Annotated in this window: 28 protein-coding genes; 16 read left to right on the top strand and 12 right to left on the bottom strand. The window is 69.5% G+C overall.

Features of this window, described 5'->3' with window-relative positions; all coding sequences use genetic code 11:
* Positions 1–120 precede the first annotated feature (120 nt).
* The 9 genes from WI697_RS01320 to mbnC all read left to right on the top strand — a co-directional run bounded on the left by WI697_RS01320 (position 121) and on the right by mbnC (position 7,470).
* Positions 121–489 carry a hypothetical protein gene (locus WI697_RS01320; RefSeq protein WP_062761496.1) on the top strand — a complete coding sequence of 123 codons (369 nt, stop codon included), beginning with the start codon at positions 121–123 and terminating at the stop codon, positions 487–489.
* Positions 482–1,006 carry an ImmA/IrrE family metallo-endopeptidase gene (locus WI697_RS01315; protein ID WP_062761497.1) on the top strand — a complete coding sequence of 175 codons (525 nt, stop codon included), beginning with the start codon at positions 482–484 and terminating at the stop codon, positions 1,004–1,006. The genes WI697_RS01320 and WI697_RS01315 overlap by 8 nt, the downstream gene beginning before the upstream one ends.
* A 92-nt stretch (positions 1,007–1,098) precedes the next feature.
* On the top strand, positions 1,099–1,536 hold the full coding sequence (locus tag WI697_RS01310; RefSeq protein WP_197465020.1) for a DUF2946 family protein: 438 nt from the start codon (positions 1,099–1,101) through the stop codon (positions 1,534–1,536).
* Between the two features lie 137 nt (positions 1,537–1,673).
* The gene (locus WI697_RS01305; RefSeq protein WP_345957125.1) at positions 1,674–3,728 is read left to right on the top strand and encodes a TonB-dependent hemoglobin/transferrin/lactoferrin family receptor; all 2,055 of its coding nucleotides are present in this window, start codon (positions 1,674–1,676) and stop codon (positions 3,726–3,728) included.
* Between the two features lie 13 nt (positions 3,729–3,741).
* The gene (locus WI697_RS01300; RefSeq protein ID WP_345957124.1) at positions 3,742–4,602 is read left to right on the top strand and encodes an MbnP family copper-binding protein; all 861 of its coding nucleotides are present in this window, start codon (positions 3,742–3,744) and stop codon (positions 4,600–4,602) included.
* Complete coding sequence (locus tag WI697_RS01295; RefSeq protein WP_062761501.1) at positions 4,599–5,732, top strand: methanobactin export MATE transporter MbnM; 1,134 nt, start codon at positions 4,599–4,601, stop codon at positions 5,730–5,732. The genes WI697_RS01300 and WI697_RS01295 overlap by 4 nt, the downstream gene beginning before the upstream one ends.
* Positions 5,733–5,900: 168 nt before the next feature.
* Positions 5,901–5,990 (top strand): methanobactin, encoded by a 90-nt coding sequence (gene mbnA / locus WI697_RS01290; protein WP_082828188.1) that lies wholly within the window; start codon positions 5,901–5,903, stop codon positions 5,988–5,990.
* Positions 5,991–6,080: 90 nt separating this feature from the next.
* A complete protein-coding gene (gene mbnB, locus WI697_RS01285; RefSeq protein WP_345957287.1) occupies positions 6,081–6,887 on the top strand; it encodes a methanobactin biosynthesis protein MbnB in 807 nt (268 codons plus the stop codon).
* Complete coding sequence (mbnC, locus tag WI697_RS01280; RefSeq protein ID WP_345957123.1) at positions 6,880–7,470, top strand: methanobactin biosynthesis protein MbnC; 591 nt, start codon at positions 6,880–6,882, stop codon at positions 7,468–7,470. The genes mbnB and mbnC overlap by 8 nt, the downstream gene beginning before the upstream one ends.
* Here the strand turns inward: mbnC and WI697_RS01275 are convergent, their stop codons facing one another.
* From WI697_RS01275 to hisB, 11 genes are all read right to left on the bottom strand, one after another.
* Positions 7,471–8,103 carry a 2-dehydro-3-deoxy-6-phosphogalactonate aldolase gene (locus WI697_RS01275; RefSeq protein ID WP_014746883.1) on the bottom strand — a complete coding sequence of 211 codons (633 nt, stop codon included), beginning with the start codon at positions 8,101–8,103 and terminating at the stop codon, positions 7,471–7,473.
* A 72-nt stretch (positions 8,104–8,175) separates the two neighbouring features.
* On the bottom strand, positions 8,176–9,090 hold the full coding sequence (locus tag WI697_RS01270; RefSeq protein WP_345957122.1) for a 2-dehydro-3-deoxygalactonokinase: 915 nt from the start codon (positions 9,088–9,090) through the stop codon (positions 8,176–8,178).
* Positions 9,091–9,163: 73 nt separating this feature from the next.
* A complete protein-coding gene (locus WI697_RS01265) occupies positions 9,164–10,528 on the bottom strand; it encodes a ferredoxin reductase family protein (protein WP_345957121.1) in 1,365 nt (454 codons plus the stop codon).
* A 113-nt stretch (positions 10,529–10,641) separates the two neighbouring features.
* Positions 10,642–11,010 carry a histidine triad nucleotide-binding protein gene (locus WI697_RS01260; RefSeq protein WP_014746880.1) on the bottom strand — a complete coding sequence of 123 codons (369 nt, stop codon included), beginning with the start codon at positions 11,008–11,010 and terminating at the stop codon, positions 10,642–10,644.
* 114 nt (positions 11,011–11,124) lie between these two features.
* Entirely contained in the window at positions 11,125–11,499 is a 375-nt protein-coding gene (locus WI697_RS01255; RefSeq protein WP_014746879.1) for a phosphoribosyl-ATP diphosphatase, read from the bottom strand.
* Positions 11,480–11,938 (bottom strand): phosphoribosyl-AMP cyclohydrolase, encoded by a 459-nt coding sequence (gene hisI, locus WI697_RS01250; RefSeq protein ID WP_231889275.1) that lies wholly within the window; start codon positions 11,936–11,938, stop codon positions 11,480–11,482. The genes WI697_RS01255 and hisI overlap by 20 nt, the downstream gene beginning before the upstream one ends.
* 133 nt (positions 11,939–12,071) lie before the next feature.
* On the bottom strand, positions 12,072–12,839 hold the full coding sequence (gene hisF, locus WI697_RS01245; protein ID WP_062761505.1) for an imidazole glycerol phosphate synthase subunit HisF: 768 nt from the start codon (positions 12,837–12,839) through the stop codon (positions 12,072–12,074).
* Positions 12,840–12,893: 54 nt separating this feature from the next.
* On the bottom strand, positions 12,894–13,625 hold the full coding sequence (hisA, locus tag WI697_RS01240; RefSeq protein WP_014746876.1) for a 1-(5-phosphoribosyl)-5-[(5-phosphoribosylamino)methylideneamino]imidazole-4-carboxamide isomerase: 732 nt from the start codon (positions 13,623–13,625) through the stop codon (positions 12,894–12,896).
* 83 nt (positions 13,626–13,708) lie between these two features.
* Positions 13,709–14,353 (bottom strand): imidazole glycerol phosphate synthase subunit HisH, encoded by a 645-nt coding sequence (gene hisH / locus WI697_RS01235; RefSeq protein ID WP_062761506.1) that lies wholly within the window; start codon positions 14,351–14,353, stop codon positions 13,709–13,711.
* A gap of 140 nt (positions 14,354–14,493) precedes the next feature.
* On the bottom strand, positions 14,494–14,952 hold the full coding sequence (locus tag WI697_RS01230) for a DUF2628 domain-containing protein (protein ID WP_345957120.1): 459 nt from the start codon (positions 14,950–14,952) through the stop codon (positions 14,494–14,496).
* Between the two features lie 40 nt (positions 14,953–14,992).
* On the bottom strand, positions 14,993–15,598 hold the full coding sequence (hisB, locus tag WI697_RS01225) for an imidazoleglycerol-phosphate dehydratase HisB (RefSeq protein ID WP_062761508.1): 606 nt from the start codon (positions 15,596–15,598) through the stop codon (positions 14,993–14,995).
* A gap of 152 nt (positions 15,599–15,750) precedes the next feature.
* Here hisB and WI697_RS01220 point away from each other — a divergent pair, with 152 nt between their 5' ends.
* Entirely contained in the window at positions 15,751–16,668 is a 918-nt protein-coding gene (locus WI697_RS01220) for a LysR family transcriptional regulator (RefSeq protein ID WP_345957119.1), read from the top strand.
* Here the strand turns inward: WI697_RS01220 and pdxR are convergent.
* On the bottom strand, positions 16,665–18,068 hold the full coding sequence (gene pdxR / locus WI697_RS01215) for a MocR-like pyridoxine biosynthesis transcription factor PdxR (protein WP_345957118.1): 1,404 nt from the start codon (positions 18,066–18,068) through the stop codon (positions 16,665–16,667). The two genes, WI697_RS01220 and pdxR, sit on opposite strands and share 4 nt — an antisense overlap.
* Before the next feature lie 115 nt (positions 18,069–18,183).
* Here pdxR and WI697_RS01210 point away from each other — a divergent pair, with 115 nt between their 5' ends.
* The 6 genes from WI697_RS01210 to WI697_RS01185 all read left to right on the top strand — a co-directional run bounded on the left by WI697_RS01210 (position 18,184) and on the right by WI697_RS01185 (position 24,350).
* Positions 18,184–18,888, top strand: coding sequence for a GNAT family N-acetyltransferase (locus WI697_RS01210; RefSeq protein ID WP_345957117.1), 705 nt, complete (start codon positions 18,184–18,186; stop codon positions 18,886–18,888).
* Positions 18,885–19,808, top strand: coding sequence for a DMT family transporter (locus tag WI697_RS01205; protein WP_062761512.1), 924 nt, complete (start codon positions 18,885–18,887; stop codon positions 19,806–19,808). Before WI697_RS01210 ends, WI697_RS01205 begins: the two co-directional genes overlap by 4 nt.
* Before the next feature lie 4 nt (positions 19,809–19,812).
* Positions 19,813–20,265 (top strand): GNAT family N-acetyltransferase, encoded by a 453-nt coding sequence (locus WI697_RS01200; RefSeq protein WP_345957116.1) that lies wholly within the window; start codon positions 19,813–19,815, stop codon positions 20,263–20,265.
* Positions 20,266–20,983: 718 nt separating this feature from the next.
* Positions 20,984–21,814 carry an alpha/beta fold hydrolase gene (locus WI697_RS01195; RefSeq protein ID WP_345957115.1) on the top strand — a complete coding sequence of 277 codons (831 nt, stop codon included), beginning with the start codon at positions 20,984–20,986 and terminating at the stop codon, positions 21,812–21,814.
* A 56-nt stretch (positions 21,815–21,870) separates the two neighbouring features.
* Positions 21,871–22,584, top strand: coding sequence for a hydrolase (locus tag WI697_RS01190; RefSeq protein WP_014746866.1), 714 nt, complete (start codon positions 21,871–21,873; stop codon positions 22,582–22,584).
* A gap of 113 nt (positions 22,585–22,697) precedes the next feature.
* Positions 22,698–24,350, top strand: a complete 1,653-nt coding sequence (locus tag WI697_RS01185; RefSeq protein WP_345957114.1) for an MFS transporter — start codon at positions 22,698–22,700, stop codon at positions 24,348–24,350.
* Positions 24,351–24,390 lie beyond the last annotated feature (40 nt).

Raw genomic sequence — 24,390 nt, 5'->3', positions numbered from 1 at the left:
CTCCAATTATTTGATAAACAAAAAATTAAACCTTTCGGTTGAATATCATCGAATGAACTTGATGTTCTCGACCTGTTCACGGAAACTGCCCTCTCGTAGATCCTGAGGGGGGAGGCGAGCTTGGACTCGATCGAGGCGGCTGCCGGCGCCGTTCTGCGCAATGCACCCCAGTTCAGTTCGGTGGAGACCGCCACCATCGTCATGACCGCGGCGACCATCGTGCTTGGGGCGGTGGCGCTTCTGATAGCGGTGGTGGCGCTGTTCGGTGCCACCTATATTACTCGCAAGGCGGCACGCCAGGCGGAGATGGTTGCCGAGAAGGCCCTGGGCAGCGCCGTCAGGGCCTATCTTGACGGTCCCGAATTCCAGGCGCGCATGGCGGCTCTGATCGACCGCGGAATCGCGGGGGTTGCCTCGGCCAATGTCGTTGCCGCAGAAGAACAGAGACCGGGCGCGCCCGGACCTCAGGAGACCACGTCGGATGATTGAAGATGCCGTGCGGGAGTGGCCTGCCGCCTTGGATGCGCCGGTCACTGCGGACGTGGCGGTGCCCGACGTCGTGTCCCGCCATCAACAGTCGGCACCGGTCAAGATCGTTGCGCTGGCACGGGATCTTGGGCTGCGGGTCTGGACCGAGCCCTTGCCGGAGTCGCTTTCGGGCAAGCTGGTGCGGGATGCCGAACGGGGCGGCCCCTCGGGCTGGGCGATCGTGGTCAATGCGCGGCATGTCAAAGTCCGCCGCCGTTTCACCATTGCCCATGAAATCGCGCATTTCCTGCTGCATCGGGACGTCGCCACAGGAGGTGTTCAGGACGATGCCTTCTATCGCAGCCATCTCTCAGGGGCGATCGAAACCGAGGCCAACCGTTTCGCGGCGCAGCTGCTGATGCCCTGGCCGTTGATCCGGGCACTCAACAGCGAGGGCGTGACGGAGATCCGCGATCTGGCGACCCGGCTGGAGGTCTCTGAAACCGCCATGCGTATCCGCCTGGGCCTGCCCACCTGAGGGGCGCCGTCTGCGACGATGGGTCGCATGATGCAAAAGCCCTGTGCGCAGGACGCGAGCCGGTGTAGCGTCATCGGATGCAGCATCGCCGGGTGTCATATCCTCATCGGACCACGGGGCCGCGTCGGCGGCTTCGGGAGCGGCTGCGCCGGGCGGGGTTGCTCGCGGGCGCGCTCGCCTTTCTGTTCCAGATGATGATCTGGTCGGTCTATGCCCCGGCCATGGCCTTCGGGCTGCTGACGCCGATCTGCACCGCCGAAGGCGTGCGGCTGGTTCTGGCCGATCAGGCCGGGGACGACCGGCCCGCAGACACGGATGCCGATGGCCGGCCCGATCAGGCGCTGCCTTCGGCCGATGACTGCCCGCTCTGCCTGCTGGTCCAGGGCAGTTCCACGCCGCCGCTGCCGATCCTGGCGCCGGCCCCCCGGCTGGTGCGGCTTCACGATGCCACGCCCCTGCCCGGCGGGCTGATCGCGGCCGGCTGGTATCTGGCCACCCTGAAGGCCAGGGCACCCCCGATCGGGGCCTGATCCGACCCCCAAGAGCCGCCCCTGTCGGCCGCCTGCCTGGCGGCTGGACGGGGCGTCCGGTCCGGCAGGCCCATGGGCTGCGCACAAAGCCGCGCCCGGGCTGCCGGCCGCCCGCTGCCCTTCGGAATCCGCACCCCATGACCCGACCCGCCGCATGTTCGATGCGCGGCCGGCTGCCGCTTGCCGGCACCACTGCCGCCACCCTTCTGCTGGGCGTGGCCGTCCAGCCCGCCCCTGCCCTTGCCGAAGAGACCGCCGCTCCGGTCAGCCGGCTTGAGGCGATCACCGTCACCGCCACCCGCACCGAAGCCTCGGCCTTCGATCTGCCGGCCTCCGTCAGCCAGATCGACCGCACGGCGCTGGATGATGCCCAGGCCGCCGATCTGACCATCCTGCGCCGCCTGCCCAATGTCGACATGGGCGGCGGCCCGCGCCCTGCTGCGCAGAACCCGTCGATTCGCGGCTTCATCGGCCCGCGGATCATCCTGTCGGTCGACGGGGTGCGGCGGAACAACGAGGGCGGCGTGTTCTCGCCGCTGCTGATCGATCCCGACATGATCGGCGCCATCGACGTGGTGCGCGGCCCGGTTTCCGCCAGCTATGGCAGCGGCGGGCTGGGCGGCGTGATGGCGATCCGCACCCTGGAGCCCGAGGATCTGCTGGCACCGGGGGAAACCACCGGCGGCCGGGCGAGCCTGGGCTGGCGGAGCGGCAATCACGCCTTTTCGAGCCATGTGGCCGGCACCACCCGCACGACGGATGGCGACCTGCTGGCGGCACTGACCTATCGCAGCACCGACAACATCCGCACCGGCACCGGCGACAAGCTGCAGAACGAAGGCGATCTGCTGTCGGGCCTGTTCAAGGGCGGGCTCGACCTTGGCCCCGACCATCGGATCGACATCTCGTATCAGCGCTTCGACGATGATCTGACCGGGCCGAACAATCCCGGCGGCAGCGCCCTTTTCCCCTATGCGCAGCTGCTGGAGCGTCGCCAGGACCAGTATTCCGGCCGCTGGTCCTTCGCCGATGCGGACCGCAGCTGGCTGGACGGCAGCCTGCAGCTCTATTACACGAAACTGCGCTTCGACACGACGAGCCGCGAAACCCCGCCCTTCGACGCCACCTCGACCGAAACCGAGACCCGCGGCCTGTCGCTTCAGAACACCAGCCGGTTCGAGACCGGGGCGGCGCTGGCGCATAAGCTGACCTATGGCGTCGACCATTATGTCGACACCAACACCAACCGGACGGCGGGTTCGGCGAATGTGGTGCTGCCGGATGGCGATCTGACCGCCACCGGCGTCTTCATCCAGGACGAGCTGACGATCTTCGAGGACTGGACCCTGATCGGGGCCCTGCGGCACGACCGCTATGAAATTGATCCGGAAGGCCAGGCATCCTCGTCCCACGACCGGCTGTCGCCCAAGGTGGCGCTGCACTGGCAGGCAACCCCGGTGCTGGGCCTGTTCGTCGGCTATGGCGAGGCCTTCCGCGCGCCGACCCTGGCCGAGATGTATCCGAACCTGACCGCCACCCGGGCGCTGTTCAACTTCATCCCCAACCCCGAGCTTCAGCCCGAGACCGCGCATACCACCGAAGCCGGTTTCACCCTCGCCTTCGACGATCTGGCCTGGCCGGGCGATGCGCTGCGCTTCAAGGCGACCGTGTTTCACGAGCGGGTCGACGACCTGATCGACAGCCAGGTGGTCGGCACCTTCACCCGCACGCCGCCCTTTTCGGGCACCGGGCTGATCTTCCAGCGTCGCAATGTCGCGGAAGCGAAACGCCGCGGCATCGAGGCCGAGGCCAGCTATCAGGCAGGACCCGTCGATGTCTCGCTCGCCTATTCGAAGCTGCGGTCCAAGGATGCCGATACCGGCGCCCAGCTCTATGCGCCGCCGGACAAGGTCGCGGCCGGGATCGGCTATGCGGTGAACCAGGACTGGCGGCTCTGGTATGCCGGCATCTATGCGGCGGCCCAGGATTACGACTCGACCCCGCTCCGCCGGCGCAGCGGCTATGCGGTGCATGATCTGGGGGTGGCCTTCGATCGCGACTGGTACCGGCTGGACGTGGCGGTGACCAACCTCTTCGACGAGGCCTATGTCACCTACCGCCAGTCGCTGGCCGAGACCTATGCCTACGAGGAAGGCCGCAGCGTCAATCTGCGCCTGACCGCACGGTTCTGAGGCGGAGGGGCCGATGATGACCTGCCGCTTCCCTCTTCTGCTCGCCACCCTTCTGCTTCTGCTTGCCGCCGGGCCTGTCCTGGCGGCGGAGCGGAGCGTCACCATCGGCTTCGGCATCGTTGCAGGGGCGGCGCCGGTCGACTGCGCCACCCCTGCCGCGGCACTGGGCAGGCCTGCGGTTGCAGCCGGCCTGCGCGATGCCCGCGTCTATGTCCACGACCTGGCCCTGATCGATGCGGCCGGCAAAGTCTGGCCGGTCATGCTGGACGAAACGCTCTGGCAGCATGACGGCGTCGCCCTGATCGATGCCGAAGACGCCACCGGCGCGTGCCGCGAGGGCACGCCCGAGACCAATACCCGCGTCACCGGCCGGGTGGATGACGGGGCCGGGGCCGGCCCCTGGCGGTTGGCCTTCACCCTGGGCGTGCCACAGCGGCTGAACCATACCGCCACCGATCTGGCGCCGCCGCCGCTGGATCTGGCGGCGATGGGCTGGGGATGGCAGGCCGGGCGCAAATACGTGAAGCTGGAACTTGTGCCCGAGGGCGGGGTGGCACGGCCGGATGGCGGCCGGGCCGGCACCTGGTTCCTGCATCTGGGCGCCACCGGCTGCACCGGCAATCCGGTCACCGGCGAGATCGTCAGCTGCGACCGGCCCAACCGGCCGGGCGTGGTGACGGCCCCCTTCGACCCAGCCCGCGCGCGCGTGGTGCTGGATCTGGCGGTGCTGTTCGCCACCACCGACCTTGCGCGCGACCAGGGCGGGGCGGTGGGCTGCATGAGCGCGCCCGACGATGCCGATTGTGCGGCGGTTTTCGAACGGCTGGGGTTGGCCGGGGGCATCGCCACCGCCTTTCGGGTGGTGGAGAAATGATCCGGCGGTTGCTGGCCCTGACCATGGTCTGGCTGGCGGTGGCCTGGCTGGCGGTGGTTGGCGGCGCCCGCGCGGAGGGCTGGGTCTGGGATCTGCCGGCCCATGTCCCGCCGCCGCGCGTGCCGGCCGACAATCCGATGACCCCGGCCAAGGTGGACCTTGGCCGGCAGCTGTTCCACGACCCCAGGCTGTCGGGCAATGGCAGGCTCGCCTGTTCGGGCTGTCATCTCCAGGCGCTGGGCTTCGCCGATGGCCGCGCCCATCCGGTGGGTGCCACGGGCGACGTGGTGCGGCGCAATGCCCAGGGGCTGGCCAATGTCGCCTGGAATGCCAGCCTGACCTGGGCCAACCCGGCGCTGGTGACGCTGGAAGCGCAGATGGCCGTGCCGCTGTTCGGCACCGATCCGGTGGAGATGGGCCTGACCGATGCCAATCGCGAGACGGTGCTGAACCGTTTCCGGTCCGATCCGGAGATGGTGGCGGCCTTCCGGACCGCTTTCCCCGAGATGGCGGCGCCGGTGAGCCTGACCTCGATCATCCGCGCGATCGCCGCCTACGAACGCAGCCTGGTCTCGTTCTCGTCGCGCTACGACCGCTGGCTGGCGGGCGAGGAGAGCTTTACCGAGGCCGAACGGCGCGGCCATGACCTGTTTTTCGGCGAAAAGGCCGAATGCCATCACTGCCATGGCAGCTTCAACTTCAACGATCAGGTGGTGCACGCGCGCAGCCGCGTGGTCGACCGCGTCTTCCACAACACCGGGCTCTATGACCTGGACGGGGCCGGCGCCTATCCGGCCACGGATCGGGGGCTGATCGAGATGACCGGCCGCGCCGGGGATATGGGCGCCTTTCGGGCGCCATCGCTGCGCAATGTGGCGGTGACCGCCCCCTATATGCATGACGGCAGCGTGGGCACGCTGGAAGAGGTGCTGGAGATCTATGCCGCCGGTGGCCGGCAGATCACCGGCGGCGCCGATGCCGGCGACGGCCGGCGCAATCCGTGGAAGAGCGATCTGATCGTGCGCATCGATCTGGATGCGCGCGACCGCGCCGATATCGTCGCCTTCCTGAAGACCCTGACCGATGCGCAGTTTCTGACCGACCCACGGCATGCCGCGCCCCAGGATTGAGTCAAATTTAAAGACTCGCGGTATGGTGAAAATACGAGTCGACTCAACATCAGGATAAACATAGAGTCCTGAAAGCATCGTAAGCCCGATATGGGCCTGATGCATACGTGAAGACCGGATGAATACATCATTCGGACCCCATGATTATTGTCAAAAGGAGACGCTCTCATGTCGATCAAGATCAGCGCCCGCAAGACCCTGCAGATCGCCGGCCGCGCCGGTGCGCGCTGCGCCACCATCTGCGCCGTCGCCGGCTGAGCGGGTGCGGGCATGTGGGGAGCGGCCATCCGGCCGCTCCCCATCCCCGACACCATTCCTGACGATATGCCCGACGACGGAGGTGCCGCCTTGCGGATCGGCTTCAACTTCACCCTGGGGGCAACCGCACCGATGGTGCGGCGGCTGATTGCGGCCGGGCGGATCGACTATGTCGAACTGCTGGTCGACAATTTCCTGGCGGTGCCGCCGGCGCAGATCGCGGCCGCCTTCGATGCCCCGGTGGGGCTGCACATCATGTTCTCGAAATTCATGGAGCGGCCCGAGGCGGAGCTGGACGAGCTGGCCCTGCGGCTGACGGCGATCATCCGCGAAACCCGGCCGATCTATGTGTCGGACCACATCGCCCGCTTCACCCATCAGGGCCGGCATCTGCTGCATCTGGCCGAGATCGACTATGCGGGCGAGTTCGAGCGGGTGGCGGACCGGGTGGCGCGCTGGCAGGACCGGCTGGGCTGCACCATCGCTTTTGAAAACTATCCCTCGATCATGGATGGCGGGCGGGATGCGCCGGATTTCTTCCGGCGCCTGACCGCACGGACCGGCTGCACGGTGCTGTTCGACGTGTCGAACGCGGTCTGTGCGACCCATAATTGCGGCCTGCCGTTCGAGGCCTGGACAGAGGTGATCCGCAGTGCCCGGCAGTTTCATGTCGCCGGCTATGACCACTCGGTCGGCCAGCCGCCGATCGTGCTCGACACCCATGACCGGGCGCTGGCGGCCGATACCCGCGCGGCCCTGGCCCTTTGCCGTGCGCTGGTGACCGACCCCGAAGCCACCATCACCTATGAGCGCGACGACGACCTGGACGAGGATCGGATCATCGCCGATATCGATACGCTGCGTGCGGTGATGGCGCGGGAGCCGGCCCATGTCTGAGCGGCGGATCGACAGCGACCTGCTCGACCATCTGACGGTGCCGGCGCGGCATGACGAACTGGGCGTCGGCTCGCGGGCCTGGGTGAGGGTCGATACCAGCCTCAGGATCTACTGGCACACCCTGTTCGACATCTGCCCGGGATTGTTGAGGCTGGACGGCGAGGATGGCCAGCCGTCAGATGGCATGAGTATCTTCCGTCCGTTCATGGCCTTTGCGGCCGAGCGCGGGCTCAGTTTCGACTGGACGTATTATCTTTGGGTGGATGTCTGGCTGCAGGGCTCAGCGTTTCGCGACCGGGTGGACGACGACCTGCGCCTGACCCTGATCGGGGCGGCGGCGGCACGCTGGGCGGTGACCGACCGCAGCCCGGCGGTGGGGCTGGTGATCGGCACCCGGAGCGCCGATCGCGGGGCCCTGCCGCTGGTGGTGGGCTGGAAGCCCGCCGATCTGGAAAGCGGGCGCGAGATCGAGACCCTGGAGCTGGAAGACCCCCTGCCCGACCCGGCAACCCCCTTCGGCTGGTTCACGACCACCAGCCGGTCGCTGGATCACTTCCCCGGCTGGCGGGATCTGCCGCTCTGATCAGGCCGCGAGGCCGGCATCATAGGCGGCGATGGTGGCATCGGCCCGGGCGCGGACATCCGCCGCACTCATGCCCGGTTTGTAGAGGCTGGTGCCAAGGCCGAAGGCGGTGATGCCGGCCCGGATATAGTCGGCGAAATTGCGGTCGGACACGCCGCCCACCGCGGCGATCACCAGCTCGGGCGGCAGGACCGCGCGGATGGCGGTGATGCCCTGGGGGCCGAGCACGCTGGCCGGGAAGAATTTGAGGCCGGTGGCGCCGGCGGCCGCGGCGGCGAGCGCCTCGGTGGCGGTGAACACGCCCGGCATCGAGACCATGCCCAGACCATGGGCGGTGCGGATCACCACCGGGTCGCAATTGGGGGTGACCAGCAGCCGGCCGCCGGCCTGGTGCAGGCGGGCGACATCGGCCGGGGTCAGCACCGTACCGCCACCGACGATCACCGGCTCGGGCGCCAGCCGTGCCGCGATCCCGATCGAGCGGAAGGGGTCGGGCGAGTTCAGCGGGATCTCGATCGCGGTCAGCCCGGCCTCGATCAGCTCCGACACCACGGCTTCGGTCTCGTGGGGCTGGATGCCGCGCAGGATGGCGATCAGCGGCCGCGCCATCGGCGGAAAGGGAATGCGATCCATCAGGCAGGTCTCCGTCGGTGGGCCCGGTCAGGTATGTGGCAGTCAGGTATGTGGCAGTCAGGTGTGGGGCAGTCAGGTCCGGGATGGCCAGATGCTGCGGGCGGCAAGCGAGAGGCCGCCCAGCACCGCTGCATCGGCATCGATCACCCGATGGGTCAGGCCCGCCACGCCGAGGGCCTCGCCATAGAGCCGGGCAAGGCGGCCCGCGGCGATCAGCACCAGTTCGCCGCCGTCGGCGACATGGCCGCCGGCGATTTCGAGCCCGATCAGGCTGCCCGAGATGGTCTCCCGCGCGGCGGCGGCCCCCCGGCCGAACAGCAGCTGACCGCCGCGAACCTGGAACAGCAGGTTCGCGATCCGCGCCGGTGCGGCGAGGGCCGCGGCGACGGCCTGGTGGAAGGCCTCCATATCCTCGTCGTCGGGGGCGCCGGCCACCGCATGGGCGAGGATGGTGTGGCCGGTGACGGCGGCAAAAAGCTCGCCGGTCATGAAGGTGCTGAAGGCGCTGAGGCACCCCTCGGCGACCCGGCCCCATTTCGAATGGGTGCCGGGCATGCAGAGCGTGGCCGTCTCAAGGTCATGGGCGGCAAGGGCGCCCAGGATCTGGGTCTCCTCGCCGCGGATGACGTCGGGGGCGGCCGGGTCGCGCCGGGCGATGCCGGGCAGGATGCGGACATCGCGGGTGATGCCGGGCACGCGCACCGCGCCGGCCGCGATCCCGGCCAGCCGGGCCGGGGTGTCGACATAGCCGGCCTCGACCCAGCCCTGGCGGGCGCCGACCATGCCGCAGGCGAGCGCCGGCACCGTGGCGGGCACGCCCAGATCTGCGAGGTGGCCTTCGAGCACCGCCTCGAAACCGGTTGTGGCGGCCGTGGTCATGCCTTCGGCGCTGCGGCGTTCGGCGAGCACCCGGCCGTCATGGCCGATCAGCCAGAGCCGGAAACTGCTGGTGCCCCAGTCGAGGGCGATGAAGGCTGCGTCATACATCAGGTCACCATGCCGCTGGGTCAGGCAGGCAGGGCACGCGCCCCGACCCCCGGATGCTGACCCGTCCGGCCGCTCAACGGAAGCGGAAATCCTCGGCGATGATCCGGTCGGGGGCGAGGCCTTCGGCCAGGAACTGGCGGGTCATGTCGCGGACGAAAGCGGGGGTGCCGCAGAGCATGACGGCAATGCCGTCGTCGAGCGGCCGCACGGTTTCCAGCACCCGGGCGGCGGTCAGCCGGCCGCGATCGGCGGTGGTCCACAGCTCGTAGTCGATCCAGGACTCGGCCTTGGGCACGGTCTCGCGGATCTCGGCGTCATAGGGGGCATGGGCGGCATCGCGGGCCAGATACCACAGCCAGACCCGGCGGAAATCGTCGTTGACGGTTTCAAAACGCAGCATGCCGAGAAAGGGCGTGATGCCGATGCCGGCGCCGATCCAGATCATCCGCCGGTGCCGGCCATGGCGATGGGGCGAGAAGCCGCCGAAAGGGCCGAAGACATCGATCGGATCGTCGGGCGCGAGCGTGACCAGCCCACGGGTGAAATCGCCCGCCATGCGGATCGAGACCCTGAGATCGCGCTCTGCCGGCGAGGAGGAGATCGAGAACGGGTGCAGTTCCGCAAGGCCGGGCCGGGCGATGAACACGAAGGTACCCGGCTCGTAGATCATCCGCCGGGCGGTGGGGCGCAGCACCAGATCGAGCGTGTCGTCGGAGACCTGCCGCAAGGCCCGCAGCCGATAGGGGTAGCGCGGCGCCAGCCGCCGGTAGAGCAGCACCCGCCAGACCCAGGCCCCCGTGCCGGTCAGCACCAGCACCCACATCCAGAAGCGCAGCGGTTCATAGGCCCGGATGGTCGGGCCGGCGCCCAGGGCATGGGCGGCGGTGGCGATGAAGATCGGCCCCAGCAGGCCATGCAGCGACAGCCAGCGTTCATAGCGCAGCCGGCCGCTATAGGCGAGCCCGGTCCAGAGGATCACCACCCAGAGGATCAGGGCGTTGAAGCCTGCGGCCCCACCGGACCAGAAGGGGACCAACAGCCCCGCCACCGAGCCGCCCGGCCTGAGTTCCGAGGGGATGTAGAGGGCGACATGCACCAGCACGAGGCAGATGGCGATGGGGCCGAGCTGACGGTGCAGCCGGACCGCGCGGTCCAGCCCGCCGAACAGCGGTTCTATGCTGCGGGCCCGGGCGGTGGAGAGCAGCAGCACCGCCATCAGGGTGATCGACCAGGCCGAGAGCAGCAGGCTGGGCGGCCGCCAGTCCGGCAGGGGCCCCGTATGCAGAAGATCGCCATGCAGAGGAGCGCCATGCAGAGGATGGGCCTGGAGCATCGCCGCCCGCCCCAGCCCCCAGAGCAGGGTGGTGACGGCGAGGACCGCCAGGGTCAGCCACCATCCCGGTGCCACGGCGGCCAGACGGCGCCGGACCTTTTTCAATCTGCCGCTCATTTCCCCTCTACCCGTCTGGCCGTCTCCCGTCTGGCCGTCTGGCCGAACGGAAAACGGCGGACACCAGGGGTATCCGCCGTTGCGTCAGGCCGGTCGCACCGTCAGCCGCGGGCGTCGGGCAGCATCCGGCCCAGCGGCCGGCCGCCGATCACATGCACATGGAGGTGCGGCACCTCCTGATGGCCATGGGCGCCGATGTTGGAGATGATCCGATAGCCGGTTTCGGCGACGCCGGTGATGCGGGCGATTTCGCCCACCACCTTGAAGAAGTGGCCGACCACCTCGGGCCCGGCGCCGGCGGTGAAATCGTCGAGCGAGACATAGGCGCCCTTCGGGATCACCAGCACATGGACATCGGCAAGCGGCCGGATGTCGCTGAAGGCGAGCACATGCTCGTCTTCGTAGACGGTCTTGCAGGGCAGCTCGCCGCGCAGTATGCGGGCGAAGATGTTGTTCGGATCATAGGCCATGGGAGGGCGGCTCCGGATGGACGGTCTGAGGTCGGCCGCCATGTTCCGGTGTGCCGCCCCGGTTCGTCAACCCCGGCCGCCACCCCCCAAGTGTCCGGCCCGGCCCCGGCGTCTTCAGTTCTTGCGGTTCTTCTTCTCGTCGATGCCCGAACGGCCCTCGCGGCGGCCGAGCGTGGCCATCACATCGGCCGGGTCGAGGCCGGCATCGGCCCAGAGCACCATCAGGTGGAAAAGCAGGTCGGCGCTTTCGTCGATCAGCGCGTCCTTGTCCTGGGCGACCGCGGCGATGGCGACCTCGACCGCTTCTTCACCCACCTTCTGGGCCATCTTCAGCCGGCCCTTGCCCAGCAGCTTGGCGACATAGGAGCTGGACGGATCGGCCCCCTTGCGCGACCGGATGGTGGTCACAAGGCGGTCGAGCACGTCCCAGTCGGTCTGGCCGGCGGTGTCGTTCTTTGTCTTGATGGTGTCAGTCCGTCCGTCGGCCATACAGCGTCTCCGGGTCGATCTCTGGGGTCATGATGGTGGTGATGTCGCCGGTCTCCGGGTTCACCTCGTCGAAAAAACAGCTCCGCCGGCCGGTGTGGCAGGCGACGCCCTGCTGGTCCACCAGCAGCAGCACCGTATCGCCGTCGCAGTCGATACGGAACGCCTTCAGGTGTTGCATCTGGCCGGAACTTTCGCCCTTGCGCCACAGCCCCTTGCGGGACCGCGACCAATAGACGCCGCGGCGGGTGGCCAGCGTCTCGCGCACCGCCGCCTCGTTCATCCACGCCATCATCAGGACCTCGCCGGTCGCGGCATCCTGGGCGATGGCCGGAACCAGACCGTCGGCGTTGAAATGGATGCGTGCCACCGCCGCGTCGAAGCGGTCCGCAGCGCCGGCAGCGGCCGGCCCGGTCGCATCGGTGTCGTGGGTGGAGCACATGGGATGCGGTTCCTTGGAACAACAGAGGGAAAATTATGACAGTTGCGATCTGGTTCCAACCAGATACGCCGCCGTCATGGGATATTCATCGTCAAAGGGTCACTGGCTTCAGCGGGTCACTGGCTTCAGCGGGTCACTGGCCCGGCAGGCGCACCGGGATGCCCGCCGCGGCCATATGCTGCTTGGCCTCGGCGATGGTGTGCTGGCCGAAATGGAAGATCGAGGCGGCCAGCACCGCCGAGGCATGGCCTTCGCGCACCCCTTCGACCAGATGGTCGAGCGTGCCGACACCGCCGCTCGCGATCACCGGCACCGTGACCGCATCGGCCATGGCGCGGGTCAGCGGCAGGTCGAAACCCGCCCGGGTGCCGTCGCGGTCCATCGAGGTCACCAGCAGCTCGCCGGCGCCGTACTCCGCCATCCGGACCGCCCATTCGACCGCATCGATGCCGGTGGGCTTGCGGCCGCCATGGGTGAAGATCTCGAACCGGCCGCTGTCGCCCAGCTTGGCATCGATCGCGACCACGATGCACTGGCTGCCGAACTTGCCGGCGGCTTCGGCGACCAGTTCGGGGCGGGCGACGGCGGCGGAGTTGATCGAGACCTTGTCGGCACCGGCCAGCAGCAGGGCGCGGATATCCTCCAGCGCCCGCACGCCGCCGCCCACCGTCACCGGCATGAAGCAGTGTTCGGCCGTGCGGGCGACGACATCCAGGATGGTGCCGCGGTTCTCGTGCGAGGCGGTGATGTCGAGGAAGGTGAGTTCGTCGGCGCCGGCGGCATCGTAGAGCCGGGCCTGTTCGACCGGATCACCGGCATCGCGCAGGCCGACGAAGTTGACGCCCTTGACCACGCGGCCGTCCTTCACGTCCAGGCAGGGAATGATGCGGGTCTTCAGCATGGCCGGGTCCTTGACAGGAAAGGGACGTCCGCGTGGGAAGAAGGCAGGGTCGGATCAGGCGCGGCCGGCAGCCACCGCCAGGGCCGCGGCGGGATCCAGCCGGCCGTCATAGAGCGCACGGCCGGTGACGACGCCGGCGACGCCGCGATGTTCCACCGCCTTGATCGCGCGGATGTCGTCGATCGAGGCGACGCCGCCGCTGGCGATCACCGGGGTGGTCAGCCGCTCGGCCAGGCGCGCGGTCTGTTCGGCATCATGGCCCTGCAGCGTGCCGTCGCGGCCGATATCGGTGTAGATGATTGCGGCCGCCCCGGCATCCTCGAAGGCGAGACCCAGATCAACCGCGCTCATGGTGGACGTCTCGGCCCAGCCTTCGACCGCGACCATGCCGTCACGGGCATCGATGCCGACCGCGACCTTGCCCGGGAACAGCCGGCAGGCCTCGCGCACCAGCGCCGGATCGCGCACCGCGATCGTGCCCAGGATCACCCGCGCCAGGCCGCGGGACAGCCAGTCCTCGACGGTGGCGAGATCGCGGATGCCGCCGCCCAGCTGCACCGGCAGATCCACCGCCTTCACGATCGCCTCTACCGCGGCCGCATTCACCGGCCGGCCGGCGAAGGCGCCGTTCAGATCCACCACATGCAGCCATGCGAAACCCTGGTCGCGGAAACGGGCGGCCTGGGCGCCGGGATCGTCGGCGAAGACCGTGGCACGGTCCATGTCGCCCTGCACCAGACGCACGCAGGCGCCGTCCTTCAGATCGATGGCGGGATAGATGATCACGGGGCTCTGGTCCTGTCGAAGTCGCGGAAGTCGGAAGGGGCGGTGCCTGCGGATGCGGGCGGGGGGATGCGGCGTTGCGCCGCTCAGGGCCGCCAGCGCAGGAAGCCGGCGATCAGCCTCTGGCCCACCGCCTGGCTCTTTTCCGGATGGAACTGGGTGCCGATCAGATTGTCGCGGCCGACGATCGCCGTCACCCGGCCGCCATAGTCGGCGGTGGCGAGCAGATGCGCCGGATCATCCACGGTCATGGCATAGGAATGCACGAAATAGACATGCGCCCCCGGCTCCACCCCGGCCAGCACCGGATGGCGGCCCGGTTCGAAATCGAGCGCGTTCCAGCCCATATGCGGGATCTTGAGCGCGGGATCCGACGGCGCCAGCGCTTCCACCCGGCCGCCGATCCAGTCGAGCCCGGGGGTGACGCGGTGCTCGAAGCCGCTGGTGGCGAGCAGCTGCATGCCGACGCAGATGCCGAAAAAAGGCGTGCCGCGGGTGGTGACCGCCTCGGTCAGCGCCTCGGCCAGACCGTCGGCACCATCCAGCCCCGCCCGACAATCGGCGAAGGCGCCCTGGCCGGGCAGAACCAGCCGGTCGGCCGCCAGGATGCGGGCGGGATCGGCACTCACCAGCACCTCGGCGGCGATCCCGGCCTCGTCTGCGGCATGGGCGAAGGCCTTGGCGGCAGACCTGAGGTTGCCGGAGCCGTAATCGATGACGACGATGTTCATGGGTGCTTCCGGGTAGAGGGGCCAGACTGGGTCGTGGCCGGATCAGACAGCCGGGCGGGGGCCGGCACAGAGGCCGAGGTCGCTTCCGGTGGGGGCGACCGGTCTGGTTTCGGGGCCCGGGCGCCGGGGCCGTCAGGCCCTCAGGCGCCGAGGCCCCCGGCGTGGCCGAAGGCACCGGGCGCGGGGCCCCGCCCTCCCTGGTCGTAGCCGCGTGCATCGCGGCGGATGGCGGCGTCGCGATGCAGGATCGCGGCCTTGTACAGCGCCTCGTCGGCGTCATCCGCCGCGATCGGGCCGATCTCGCGCCAGCCCAGACGGTCGTAGCGCCGGCGGCGAAGATCGTTGGCGACGACGCCGTAAATCGCCTGCACCGCCACGGTCGCGATGGTCACGGTGGCCTCTCCGGCGCCGAGCGCCCCCAGAATGCCCGCCAGCACCATGCCTGCGACCAGGACTACCGCCGCCGCCGCCCATTGCCGGTGCCAGAGCGCCCAGAGCACCCCCAGCACGAAGGCCGCCCACGAGAAGCCTTCGGCGACGACGCGGGCGCGGTCGACCGGGCTGACCAGAGGGGGGACATGGACCGAATAGATGCGCATGGGCTTCGGGATGAGGGACGGGTGTGACGGACGGAAGAGGTCAGAGCGAGCCGCCGAGCACGCCCTTGGTCGAGGGCACCGAGCCGGCCGCGCGCGGGTCGATCGAGATCGCCTGGCGCAGCGCCCGGGCCAGACCCTTATAGCACGACTCGACGATATGGTGATTGTTCTCGCCGTAGAGATTTTCCACGTGCAGCGTTACCCCGGCCGCCTGGGCGAAGGCCTGGAACCACTCCTTGAACAGCTCGGTGTCCATCTCGCCCAACTTGTCGCGGGTGAAATTCACCTTCCAGATCAGATAGGGCCGGTTGGACAGGTCGAGTGCCACCCGGGTCAGGGTCTCGTCCATCGGGATATAGGCATGGGCGTAGCGGGTGATGCCGCGCCGGTCGCCCAGCGCCTTCGCCACCGCCTCGCCGATGGCGATGCCGGTATCCTCGGTGGTGTGGTGGAAATCGATATGCAGGTCGCCTTCGGCACGCACGGTGAGGTCGATCAGGCCATGGCGCGAAAGCTGTTCCAGCATGTGGTCGAGAAAGCCGATGCCGGTCTTCACGTCATAGCGGCCCTGGCCGTCGAGATCGACGGTCACGGAAATCCGGGTCTCACGGGTGTTGCGCGTGATCGTGGCGGTGCGCTCGCTCATCTCGTCTCCACTGGGGTCGTCGCCGCAGGTGCGGTGTAGATGTATGAAATTCCGCGGGAAAACCCAATTGAAATTCGTTGCGGTGCAAATTCGCAGGCAGCCGCAGGGCGCGCTATGATGCGGGTGACCCGTCTGCGATGCGAGACCCGCCCTTGAACGACCCGCTGAAAAAACTGTCCTGGGACGATCTGCGCATCGTGAAGGTGATCGGGGAAGCCGGCAACCTGGCGGCGGCGGCCGGCCGGATCGGCATCAACACCTCCACCGCCTTCCGCCGCCTGGGCGAGATCGAGGCCGTGCTCGACCGGCCGCTGTTCGAACGCCGGCGCAGCGGCTATATCCCGACCCCGGCGGGGGAAGAACTGGTGGCGCTGGCCCAGCGGCTGGAGGTCGACATCGTCTCGGTCACCCGCCGGATCACCGGTCAGGACCAGGACGAGGCGGGCGAGATCCGGATCGCGACCAGCGACACTTTCGCAACCTGGCTGCTGCCGCCGGTGCTGGCCGGCTTCACCGCGCTGCATCCGGGGGCCCGGGTGGAGGTGGTGGTCGGCAACGGCGCGCTCAACCTTGCCCGCGGCGAAAGCGACGTGGCGCTGCGCGCGACCGACGACCCGCCCGAAAACCTGGTCGGCCGGCGGGTGGCGCGCATCGCCTGGGCGCCCTATCGCCAGCGCCGTGCCCATGACGAGGCGGGCGGGCACGTGCCCGACGATCTTGCCTGGGCCGCCTATTGCGACGAACTGGCCGGGCTGAAGGCCAACCGCCATCTCGAGGTCCGGGTGCCGGCGGAACGGATCGTGTTCCGGACCAACACGGTACAGGGCATGGCGGCGACGCTGGCCGCGGGGCTGGGCGCCGGCTGGCTGCCCTGCCTGGTGGGCGATGCCCTGCCCGATCTCGCCCGCCTGGGCCCGGCAGACGAGGCGCTGTCGGACGGGCTCTGGCTGCTGACCCATCCGGATCTGCGCAAATCCGGCCGGGTGCATGTCTTCCTGGAGTATTGCGCGGCGGCGCTGACGAAGCGCCGGCCGTTCATTGAGGGGCGTGGCATCGAAGGGGGTGGCTAGCGGCCGCCCAGAATCGCCGCGATCCGGGTCATGGCGGCATCGATGCGGGCGGGGTCGACATCGGCGATGCCGAACAGCAGGCCCGGCCGGGGCGGGCCCAGATGGAAGCCCGACATCGGCTCGGGGCCATAGCCTTCGGCGGCAAGCCGGCGGGCGGCGGCGGCATCGTCGGTGGCGGGGTCGCGGAACCAGCTGGCCAGCTGCAGCCCGCCCTCTGCCGCGGGGCCGGTGACCAGCAGATGGCCGAGGCGGGCCTCCAGGGCCGCGGTGACCGCGGCCCGGCGTTCGGCATAGGCCGGGATCATCCGCCTGAGATGGGCGCGCAGCCTTCCGTCGCGCATGAAGCGGGCAAGTGCCGCCTGAACATGGCCCGACACCGCGGCACCGCCGCGGCGATGGGCCTCTGCCAGCGCCGGCAGCAGGGCGGGCGGGGCGATCAGATAGGCGACGCGAAGCCCCGGGGCCAGGGTTTTAGAGAAGGTGCCGAGATAGACCACCACCCCGGCCCGGTCGATGCCCTGCAGGGCGGCGATCGGGTGGCCGGCATAGTGGAACTCGCTGTCGTAATCGTCTTCCACCACCACGGCCCCCGAGATGCGGGCCAGATCGAGCAGGGCCAGCCGGCGCGGCAGGGTCATGGTGACGCCGGTCGGATACTGGTGCGAGGGGGTGGTGTAGATCAGCCCGGGCGGCGGTGCGCCCGCGGCGGCGGCGACATCGATCCCCTGGGCATCGCAGGCGACCGGCACCAGCCGGGCACCTGCCGCCTGAAACACCGCCCGCGCCGAGGCATAGCCCGGCTCCTCCATCCAGACCGTGCCGCCCGGCGGCAGCAGCACCCGGGCGAGCAGGTCGACCGCCGCGCGGGTGGAGGGCAGGATCAGCACCCGTTCGGGCGTGGCCGAAACGCCGCGCACCGCCGCGACATGGTCGACGATCAGGGCGCGCAGCTCCGGCAGGCCGGCGGTGCCGGCATAGCCCAGATCGGTGGCGCGGACCGATCGCGCCGCCGCCCTGAGACAGGCCGCCCAGTCGGCATAGGGGAAGGATCCGAGGTCGGGCACACCGGGCGAGAAGCGGCGGCGCGGCGCACCGGCCCCCGGCAGGGGGGCAATGGCGGTTGCGGCCGCCGGCGCCGCCGGGCGCGGCACCACCGCCGCCACCCGGGTGGCGGAGCCGGCGCGCCCCTCCAGATAGCCCTCGGCCTTCAGCCGGTCATAGGCGTTGACCACGGTGGAGCGGGCGACACCCAGCGCCGCGGCCAGCGCCCGGCTGGGCGGCAGGCTTTGCGGCGCGGTCAGCCGGCCGTCGAGAATCCGGTCGCGGAGGCTGCGATAGATCTGCCCCTCCAGATCACCGGCCGCACGGTCCAGCGCCAGCCAGGCCGGTATCGCCGCCATTGCCACCCTCCCCTTCACGATTGGTCTGCCGGATATTCCGGAAGTGGACGTTTACATCGGACCTGTCGGCGGCGCAATTTCCAGAAACCGGATCATTCTGTGGAACGCTTGCGCCATGACCGCCACCGACCAGACCACCGCTCCCGATCTTTCCGGCTCCCGCGATCTTTCGGCCTGGGCGGGCGTGCCGCGCCCCGACCGGGCACCGATCGAGGGGCGCTATGCCCGGCTTGAACCGCTGGAGGCCGCCACCCATGCGGCGGCGCTGTTCGCGGCCTCGGCCGCCCCGGGGGCGGAGGCGCGCTTCCGCTATCTGTTCGAGGAACCGCCCGTGGACGCGGCATCCTTTCAGGCCTGGGCAGAGGCGGCGCAGGCGAAGACCGATCCGCTGTTCTTTGCGGTGATCGACCGCGCGACCGGCCGCGCCGAGGGCCGCCAGGCGCTGATGCGGATCGACACCACCCATGGCGTGATCGAGATCGGCAACATTCTGTGGGGGCCGGCGATCGCCCGAAGCCGGGTTGCGACCGAGGCGCTGTTCCTGTTCGCCGACCTGATCTTCCGGATGGGCTATCGCCGCTTCGAATGGAAGTGCAATGCCGCCAACGCCCCGTCCCGGCGGGCGGCCGAACGCTTCGGCTTCGCCTTCGAAGGCATCTTCCGCCAGCACATGGTGGTGAAGGGCGCCAATCGCGACACGGCCTGGTTCGGCATGACCGACGGCGACTGGTCGCGGCTGAAGCCCCGCTATCTGGCCTGGCTCGACCCGGCCAATTTCGATGCGGAGGGCCGGCAGCGCACCCGGCTCGGCGTCTCGTGACCACGGCGGCCGGGGCCGGAAGCCCGCGCACCGACCTTGCCGCCCGCGCCTCGATGCTGCTGGTGACGGTGGTCTGGGGGCTGAACTGGCCGGCGGGCCGGCTGGCGCTTCAGGACCTGTCGCCCTGGGCGCTGCGCGTGGTGTCATTCGGCTGCGCCGCCGCCGTGCTGATGGCGGTGGCCCGCAGGCAGGGCGTCAGCCTCAGGATCGAAGGCCGCCGCCAGCGCCTGGATCTGGCCATCGCCGGCCTGCTCAACACCGGCGGCTTCGGCATCCTTGCGGCCTTCGCCCAGCTCGGCACCTCGACCAGCCGCACGGCGATCTGTGCCTATACCATGCCGATCTGGGCAACGGCGCTCGCCTGCCTGTTCCTGGGCGAGCGGCTGGACCGGCGGCGGATCGCCGCCCTCGTTCTGGGGGTGGCCGGCCTCGCCGTGCTGATGCAGCCGCTGATGGCGGGCGGCCTGCCGCCGGGGGTGATCTTCGCGCTCGGCTCCGCCGTCAGCTGGGCGGCGGGGACGGTCTGGCTCAAACGGGCGCGGATCCAGGGCCATCCGATCGCGATCGCCGCCTGGCAGCTGGTGGCCGGCACCGCGGCGGTGACGCTGGGCTTCCTGCTCGACGGGGCGGATATGGGCGACGGGCTGCATCTGCTGCCGGCGCTGGGCCTTGCCTACAACACCCTGATCGGCTCGGCGCTGGCCTATCTGCTCTGGTTCCAGGCCGTGGCCCGGCTGCCGGCCAGCGTTGCCGGGCTCGGCACCCTGCTGGTTCCGGCGGTGGGGGTGGTCGCCTCGGTGCTGCTGCTCGGCGAGCGGCCCGCCGCCACCGATCTCGCCGGCTTCGCCCTCATCTCGCTTGCGGCCCTGGCGGCCCTGGCCCCCGCAACCCTCCCCTCCCGCTCCCGTTCGAGGCCCTGACCCCATGACCACGACCAATATCGTCATCCGGCCGATCGGGCCGGCCGATCACGCCGCCTGGATGCCGCTCTGGCGCGGCTATCAGCGTTTCTATCAGGTCGATATTCCCGACGATGTCTCGGCCGTCACCTGGGCGCGGCTGCTCGACCCGGCCGAGCCCATGGGCGGCGCCCTCGCCTGGCAGGGCGATCGCGCGGTCGGGCTGGTTCATCACATCCGCCACCGCTCCTGCTGGACCACCGGCGACTATTGCTACCTTCAGGACCTGTTCGTCGCCGCCGACATCCGCGGCAGCGGTGCGGGCCGCCGGCTGATCGCCCATGTCTACGATATCGCCCGGGCCGCCGGCTGCGCCCGGGTCTACTGGCTGACGCACGAAACCAACACCACCGCCATGCAGCTCTACGACAAGGTCGCCGACCGGTCGGGCTTCGTGCAGTACAGGAAGAGTCTTTAGTTTGGTCCCTCGCCGGGCGGGCGCTCCGCGCCCTTGGCCGCCGCCTCAATGGCGGCTTGCACCCGCACGAGGTGTGCGGGTGCGGGGCTTGTCTCTGACGTCTGATCCTGTGGCCCTCGCCGGGCGGGTGCTCTGCACCCTTGGCCGCCGCCTCAATGGCGGGAGTCTGTTTGGCCCTCGCCGGGCGGGTGCTCCGCACCCTTGGCCGCCGCCGCAATGGCGGGAGTCTGTTTGGCCCTCGCCGGGCGGGCGCTACCGCGCCCTTGGCCGCCGCCGCAATGGCGGCTTGCACCCGCACGAGGTGTGCGGGTGCGGGGCTTGTCTCTGACGTCTGATCCTGTGGTCCTTCTGCGGCCCGCGTCCCCGATCATGGGGTGCGGGCCGTTTGCGTTCGGGCAATGGGGGAGCGGGGTTCGACGGCATTTCTGCAAGGATCGTCTTGCAGCATCGCAATTTGCAGTTTCATGCCATCCGGCTATTCTGAAGACACGAAACGACGACGAGACAGACCCGAAGACGCAACAGAACTGAGACATACGTCTTCCGGGGCTGCCTCTCGCACAGAAGATTTTTGATCCCGACCGGCCGGGAACATGGCCGGGACTTCAGGGATCCGGCCTCTCCGCTCAAAGAAACATCACCCAGATCATGCCTCCGGCCGCAGAACCTTCACGGCCGCAACGGGACCGGTCTGCGCTTCTTCAGGGGAAAACGTGTCATGCCCAGCATCCTGACCCGCGACAATGTCGAGATCCACTACAAGGATTGGGGCCCGAAGGACGGGCCGGTGGTGATCCTGAGCCATGGCTGGCCGCTGAATGCGGACAGCTGGGACCGCCAGGCGATGTTCCTGGCCGATGCCGGCTACCGGGTCATCGCCCATGACCGCCGCGGCCATGGCCGGTCCAGCCAGCCCTGGGACGGCAACGACATGGACCACTATGCCGACGACCTCGCCCAGCTGATCCAGGCCCTGGACCTGCACGAGGTGTCGCTCTTCGGCTTCTCGACCGGCGGGGGCGAGATCACCCGCTATGTCGGCCGCCACGGCACCGGTCGGGTCGCGAAGCTGGGCCTGATCTCGGCGGTGCCGCCGCTGATGCTGAAGACCGAAGCGAACCCCGGTGGCTTGCCGATCGAGGTCTTCGACGGGATCCGCGCCGGCAGCCTGGCCGACCGGTCGAAGCTCTACCAGGACATCGCCTCAGGCCCCTTCTTCGGCTTCAACCGGCCGGGCGCCACGCCGTCGCAGGGCATGATCGACGCCTTCTGGTTCCAGGGCATGACCGGCGGCCACAAGAACACCTTCGACTCGATCAAGGCCTTCTCGGAAACCGATTTCACCGAAGACCTGAAGAAGTTCGACCGGCCGACGCTCATCGTTCATGGCGACGACGACCAGATCGTGCCGATCGACGCCGCCGGCCGGGCCTCGAAGCGCCTGGTGCCCCATGCCGAACTGAAGGTCTACGAAGGCGGCCCCCACGGCATCACCGACACCCATGCCGACCGCCTGAACCACGACATGCTCGCCTTCCTGCAGAGCTGAGCCCCACCCCGCCTGTCCCGACCCCATCCGACAGAAAAAATCAGGAGACCACGGTCATGTCGAACGCGAAGCTCGAAGTCCTCACCCCCCAGAACAGCCAGCTCATCTTCATCGACCAGCAGCCGCAGATGGCTTTCGGCGTGCAGTCCATCGACCGCCAGGTGCTGAAGAACAATGTCGTCGGCCTGGCAAAGGCGGCGAAGGTCTTCGGGGTGCCGACCACCATCACCTCGGTCGAAACGCTGGGCTTTTCGGGCCACACCTACCCGGAACTGCTGTCGGTCTTCCCCGAACAGCCGATCCTGGAGCGCACCTCGATGAACTCCTGGGACGACCAGAAGGTCCGTGACGCGCTGGCGGCGGCCGGGCGCCGCAAGATCGTGGTCTCGGGGCTCTGGACCGAGGTCTGCAACACCACTTTCGCCCTCTCGGCGATGCTCGACGGCGGCTACGAGATCTACATGGTCGAGGATGCCTCGGGCGGGACCAGCAAGGCGGCCCACGACTATGCCATGCAGCGGCTGATCCAGGCCGGCGTGGTGCCGGTGACCTGGCAGCAGGTGCTGCTGGAATGGCAGCGCGACTGGGCCCGCAAGGAGACCTATGACGCGGTGATCTCGATCGTGAAAGAGCATTCGGGTGCCTATGGCATGGGTGTCGACTATGCCTACACCATGGTCCATGGCGCGCCGGAGCGGGTGACCCACGGCCCCACCCTCGATCCGGTGCCGGCGACCCATGTGCCCGCGACCCCGTTCAAGCCGGCGTGACGCTCCCCGCGCCCGACGCCGCCTGACGCCCGACGCCGCCTGAGCCATCCCGGGCCGGCCGGGGGCCGCAAGCCCCGGCCGGCCCGTCTTCTTCCCGAAGGGAGACGGAGCCCATGACCACCACCCGGACCGACCCATCCGATGCGGCGGCATCGGGCGCCCCCGGCGCCTGGGCGCCGCTGCGCAACCGGGTGTTTCTCGCCATCTGGCTGGCGGCGCTGGTCTCCAACACCGGCACCTGGGTGCGCGATGTCGCCTCGGGCTGGCTGATGACCGAGCTTTCGCCCTCGCCGCTGCTGGTCTCGCTGGTCCAGGCCGCCACCACCCTGCCGGTCTTCCTGCTCTCGGTGCCGGCCGGTGCGCTGGCCGACATCGTCGACCGGCGCCGGTTGCTGATCACCGTGCAGTCGGGGCTGCTGGTGGTGGGCGCCGTGCTCACCCTCTCGGCCCATCTGGGGCTGATGTCGCCGGGGTTGCTGCTGGCGCTGATCCTGGTCGCCGGTGCCGGTGCCGCCCTGTCGGGCCCGGCCTTCCAGGCGATCGTGCCCGAAGTGGTCGGCCGCGCCGAGCTGCGCCCGGCCGTCGCCCTGAACTCGCTCGGGCTCAACATCTCGCGGGCGATCGGCCCGGCACTCGGCGGGTTGATCGTCGCCACCGCGGGCGTTGCCGCCGCCTATCTGTTCGACGCCATCTCGTATCTGGCGGTGGTCGGGGTGTTCCTGCTCTGGCGGCGCCCGGCCCGGACCTCGGACCTGCCGCCCGAAAGCTTCCTGCCGGCGATGCGGGCGGGGCTGCGCTATGCTGCCGGCTCCCGCGCGCTCGGCCGGGTGCTGCTCCGCGCCGGCGGCTTCTTCCTCTTCGCCTCGGCCTATTGGGCGCTGCTGCCCCTGATCGCCCGGGAACGGCTGATGGTCGATGCCGCGGGATATGGCGTGCTGCTGGCCGCGATCGGCGCCGGTGCGGTGGCGGGCGCCATCGCCCTGCCCCGGCTGAAACTGCCGGGCCATGTCCTGGTTCTGGGCGGAACCCTGATGACCGCGCTGGTCACCCTTGCCCTGGCGCTGGTCCAGGATCGCTGGGCGGCGACCGGCGCGCTGGCGGTGGCGGGGGCGGCCTGGATCGCGGTGCTGACCACCCTCAACGTCGCGGCCCAGTCCACCCTGCCCGACTGGGTGCGGGCCCGCGGTCTTGCGGTCTATCTGATGGTGTTCTTCGGCGCGATGACCGCGGGCTCCACCGTCTGGGGTCTGGTCGCCCAGAGCGTCGGGATCGAGCCGGCACTGGTGATCGCCGCCATCGGCGGCAGCCTTGCGGGCCTTGCCCTCGCCCGGCTGGTGAAGCTGCCTGCGGGCACCGACGATCTCACCCCCTCGCGCCACTGGCCCGATCCCGTTTCGGCCGCGCCGGTTGCGGGCGATCGCGGCCCGGTGCTGGTCAGCATCGCCTATCGGATCGATCCGGCCGATCGCCGGGCCTTTCTGGAAGCGGTTCGGGAGCTGGCCCGCATCCGCCGGCGCGACGGCGCCTTCGGCTGGCGGGTGCTGGAGGATGCGGAAGATCCGACCCGGTTCGAAGAAATCTTCTTCGCCGCCTCGTGGCTGGAGCATCTGCGCCATCACCGCCGGGTCACCCGTGCCGATGCCGGGCTTCAGGCCGGGGTGAACCGGTTCCACAGGGGCGAGACCCCGCCCGTGGTCCGGCATCTGGTGGGGGCGGATCCCCGGGACGAACCCCTGCCCGCCATGGGCCATGATCATCACGCCTGACGGGGCCCCGGGCGGTTGCTCTTGACCGCCCGGTCGATCT

The organism is Tistrella mobilis, assembly GCF_039634785.1.
GTDB lineage: Bacteria > Pseudomonadota > Alphaproteobacteria > Tistrellales > Tistrellaceae > Tistrella > Tistrella mobilis.
Note: the sequence above shows the minus strand (reverse complement) of the source record. Positions and strands in the feature narration are given on the sequence as shown.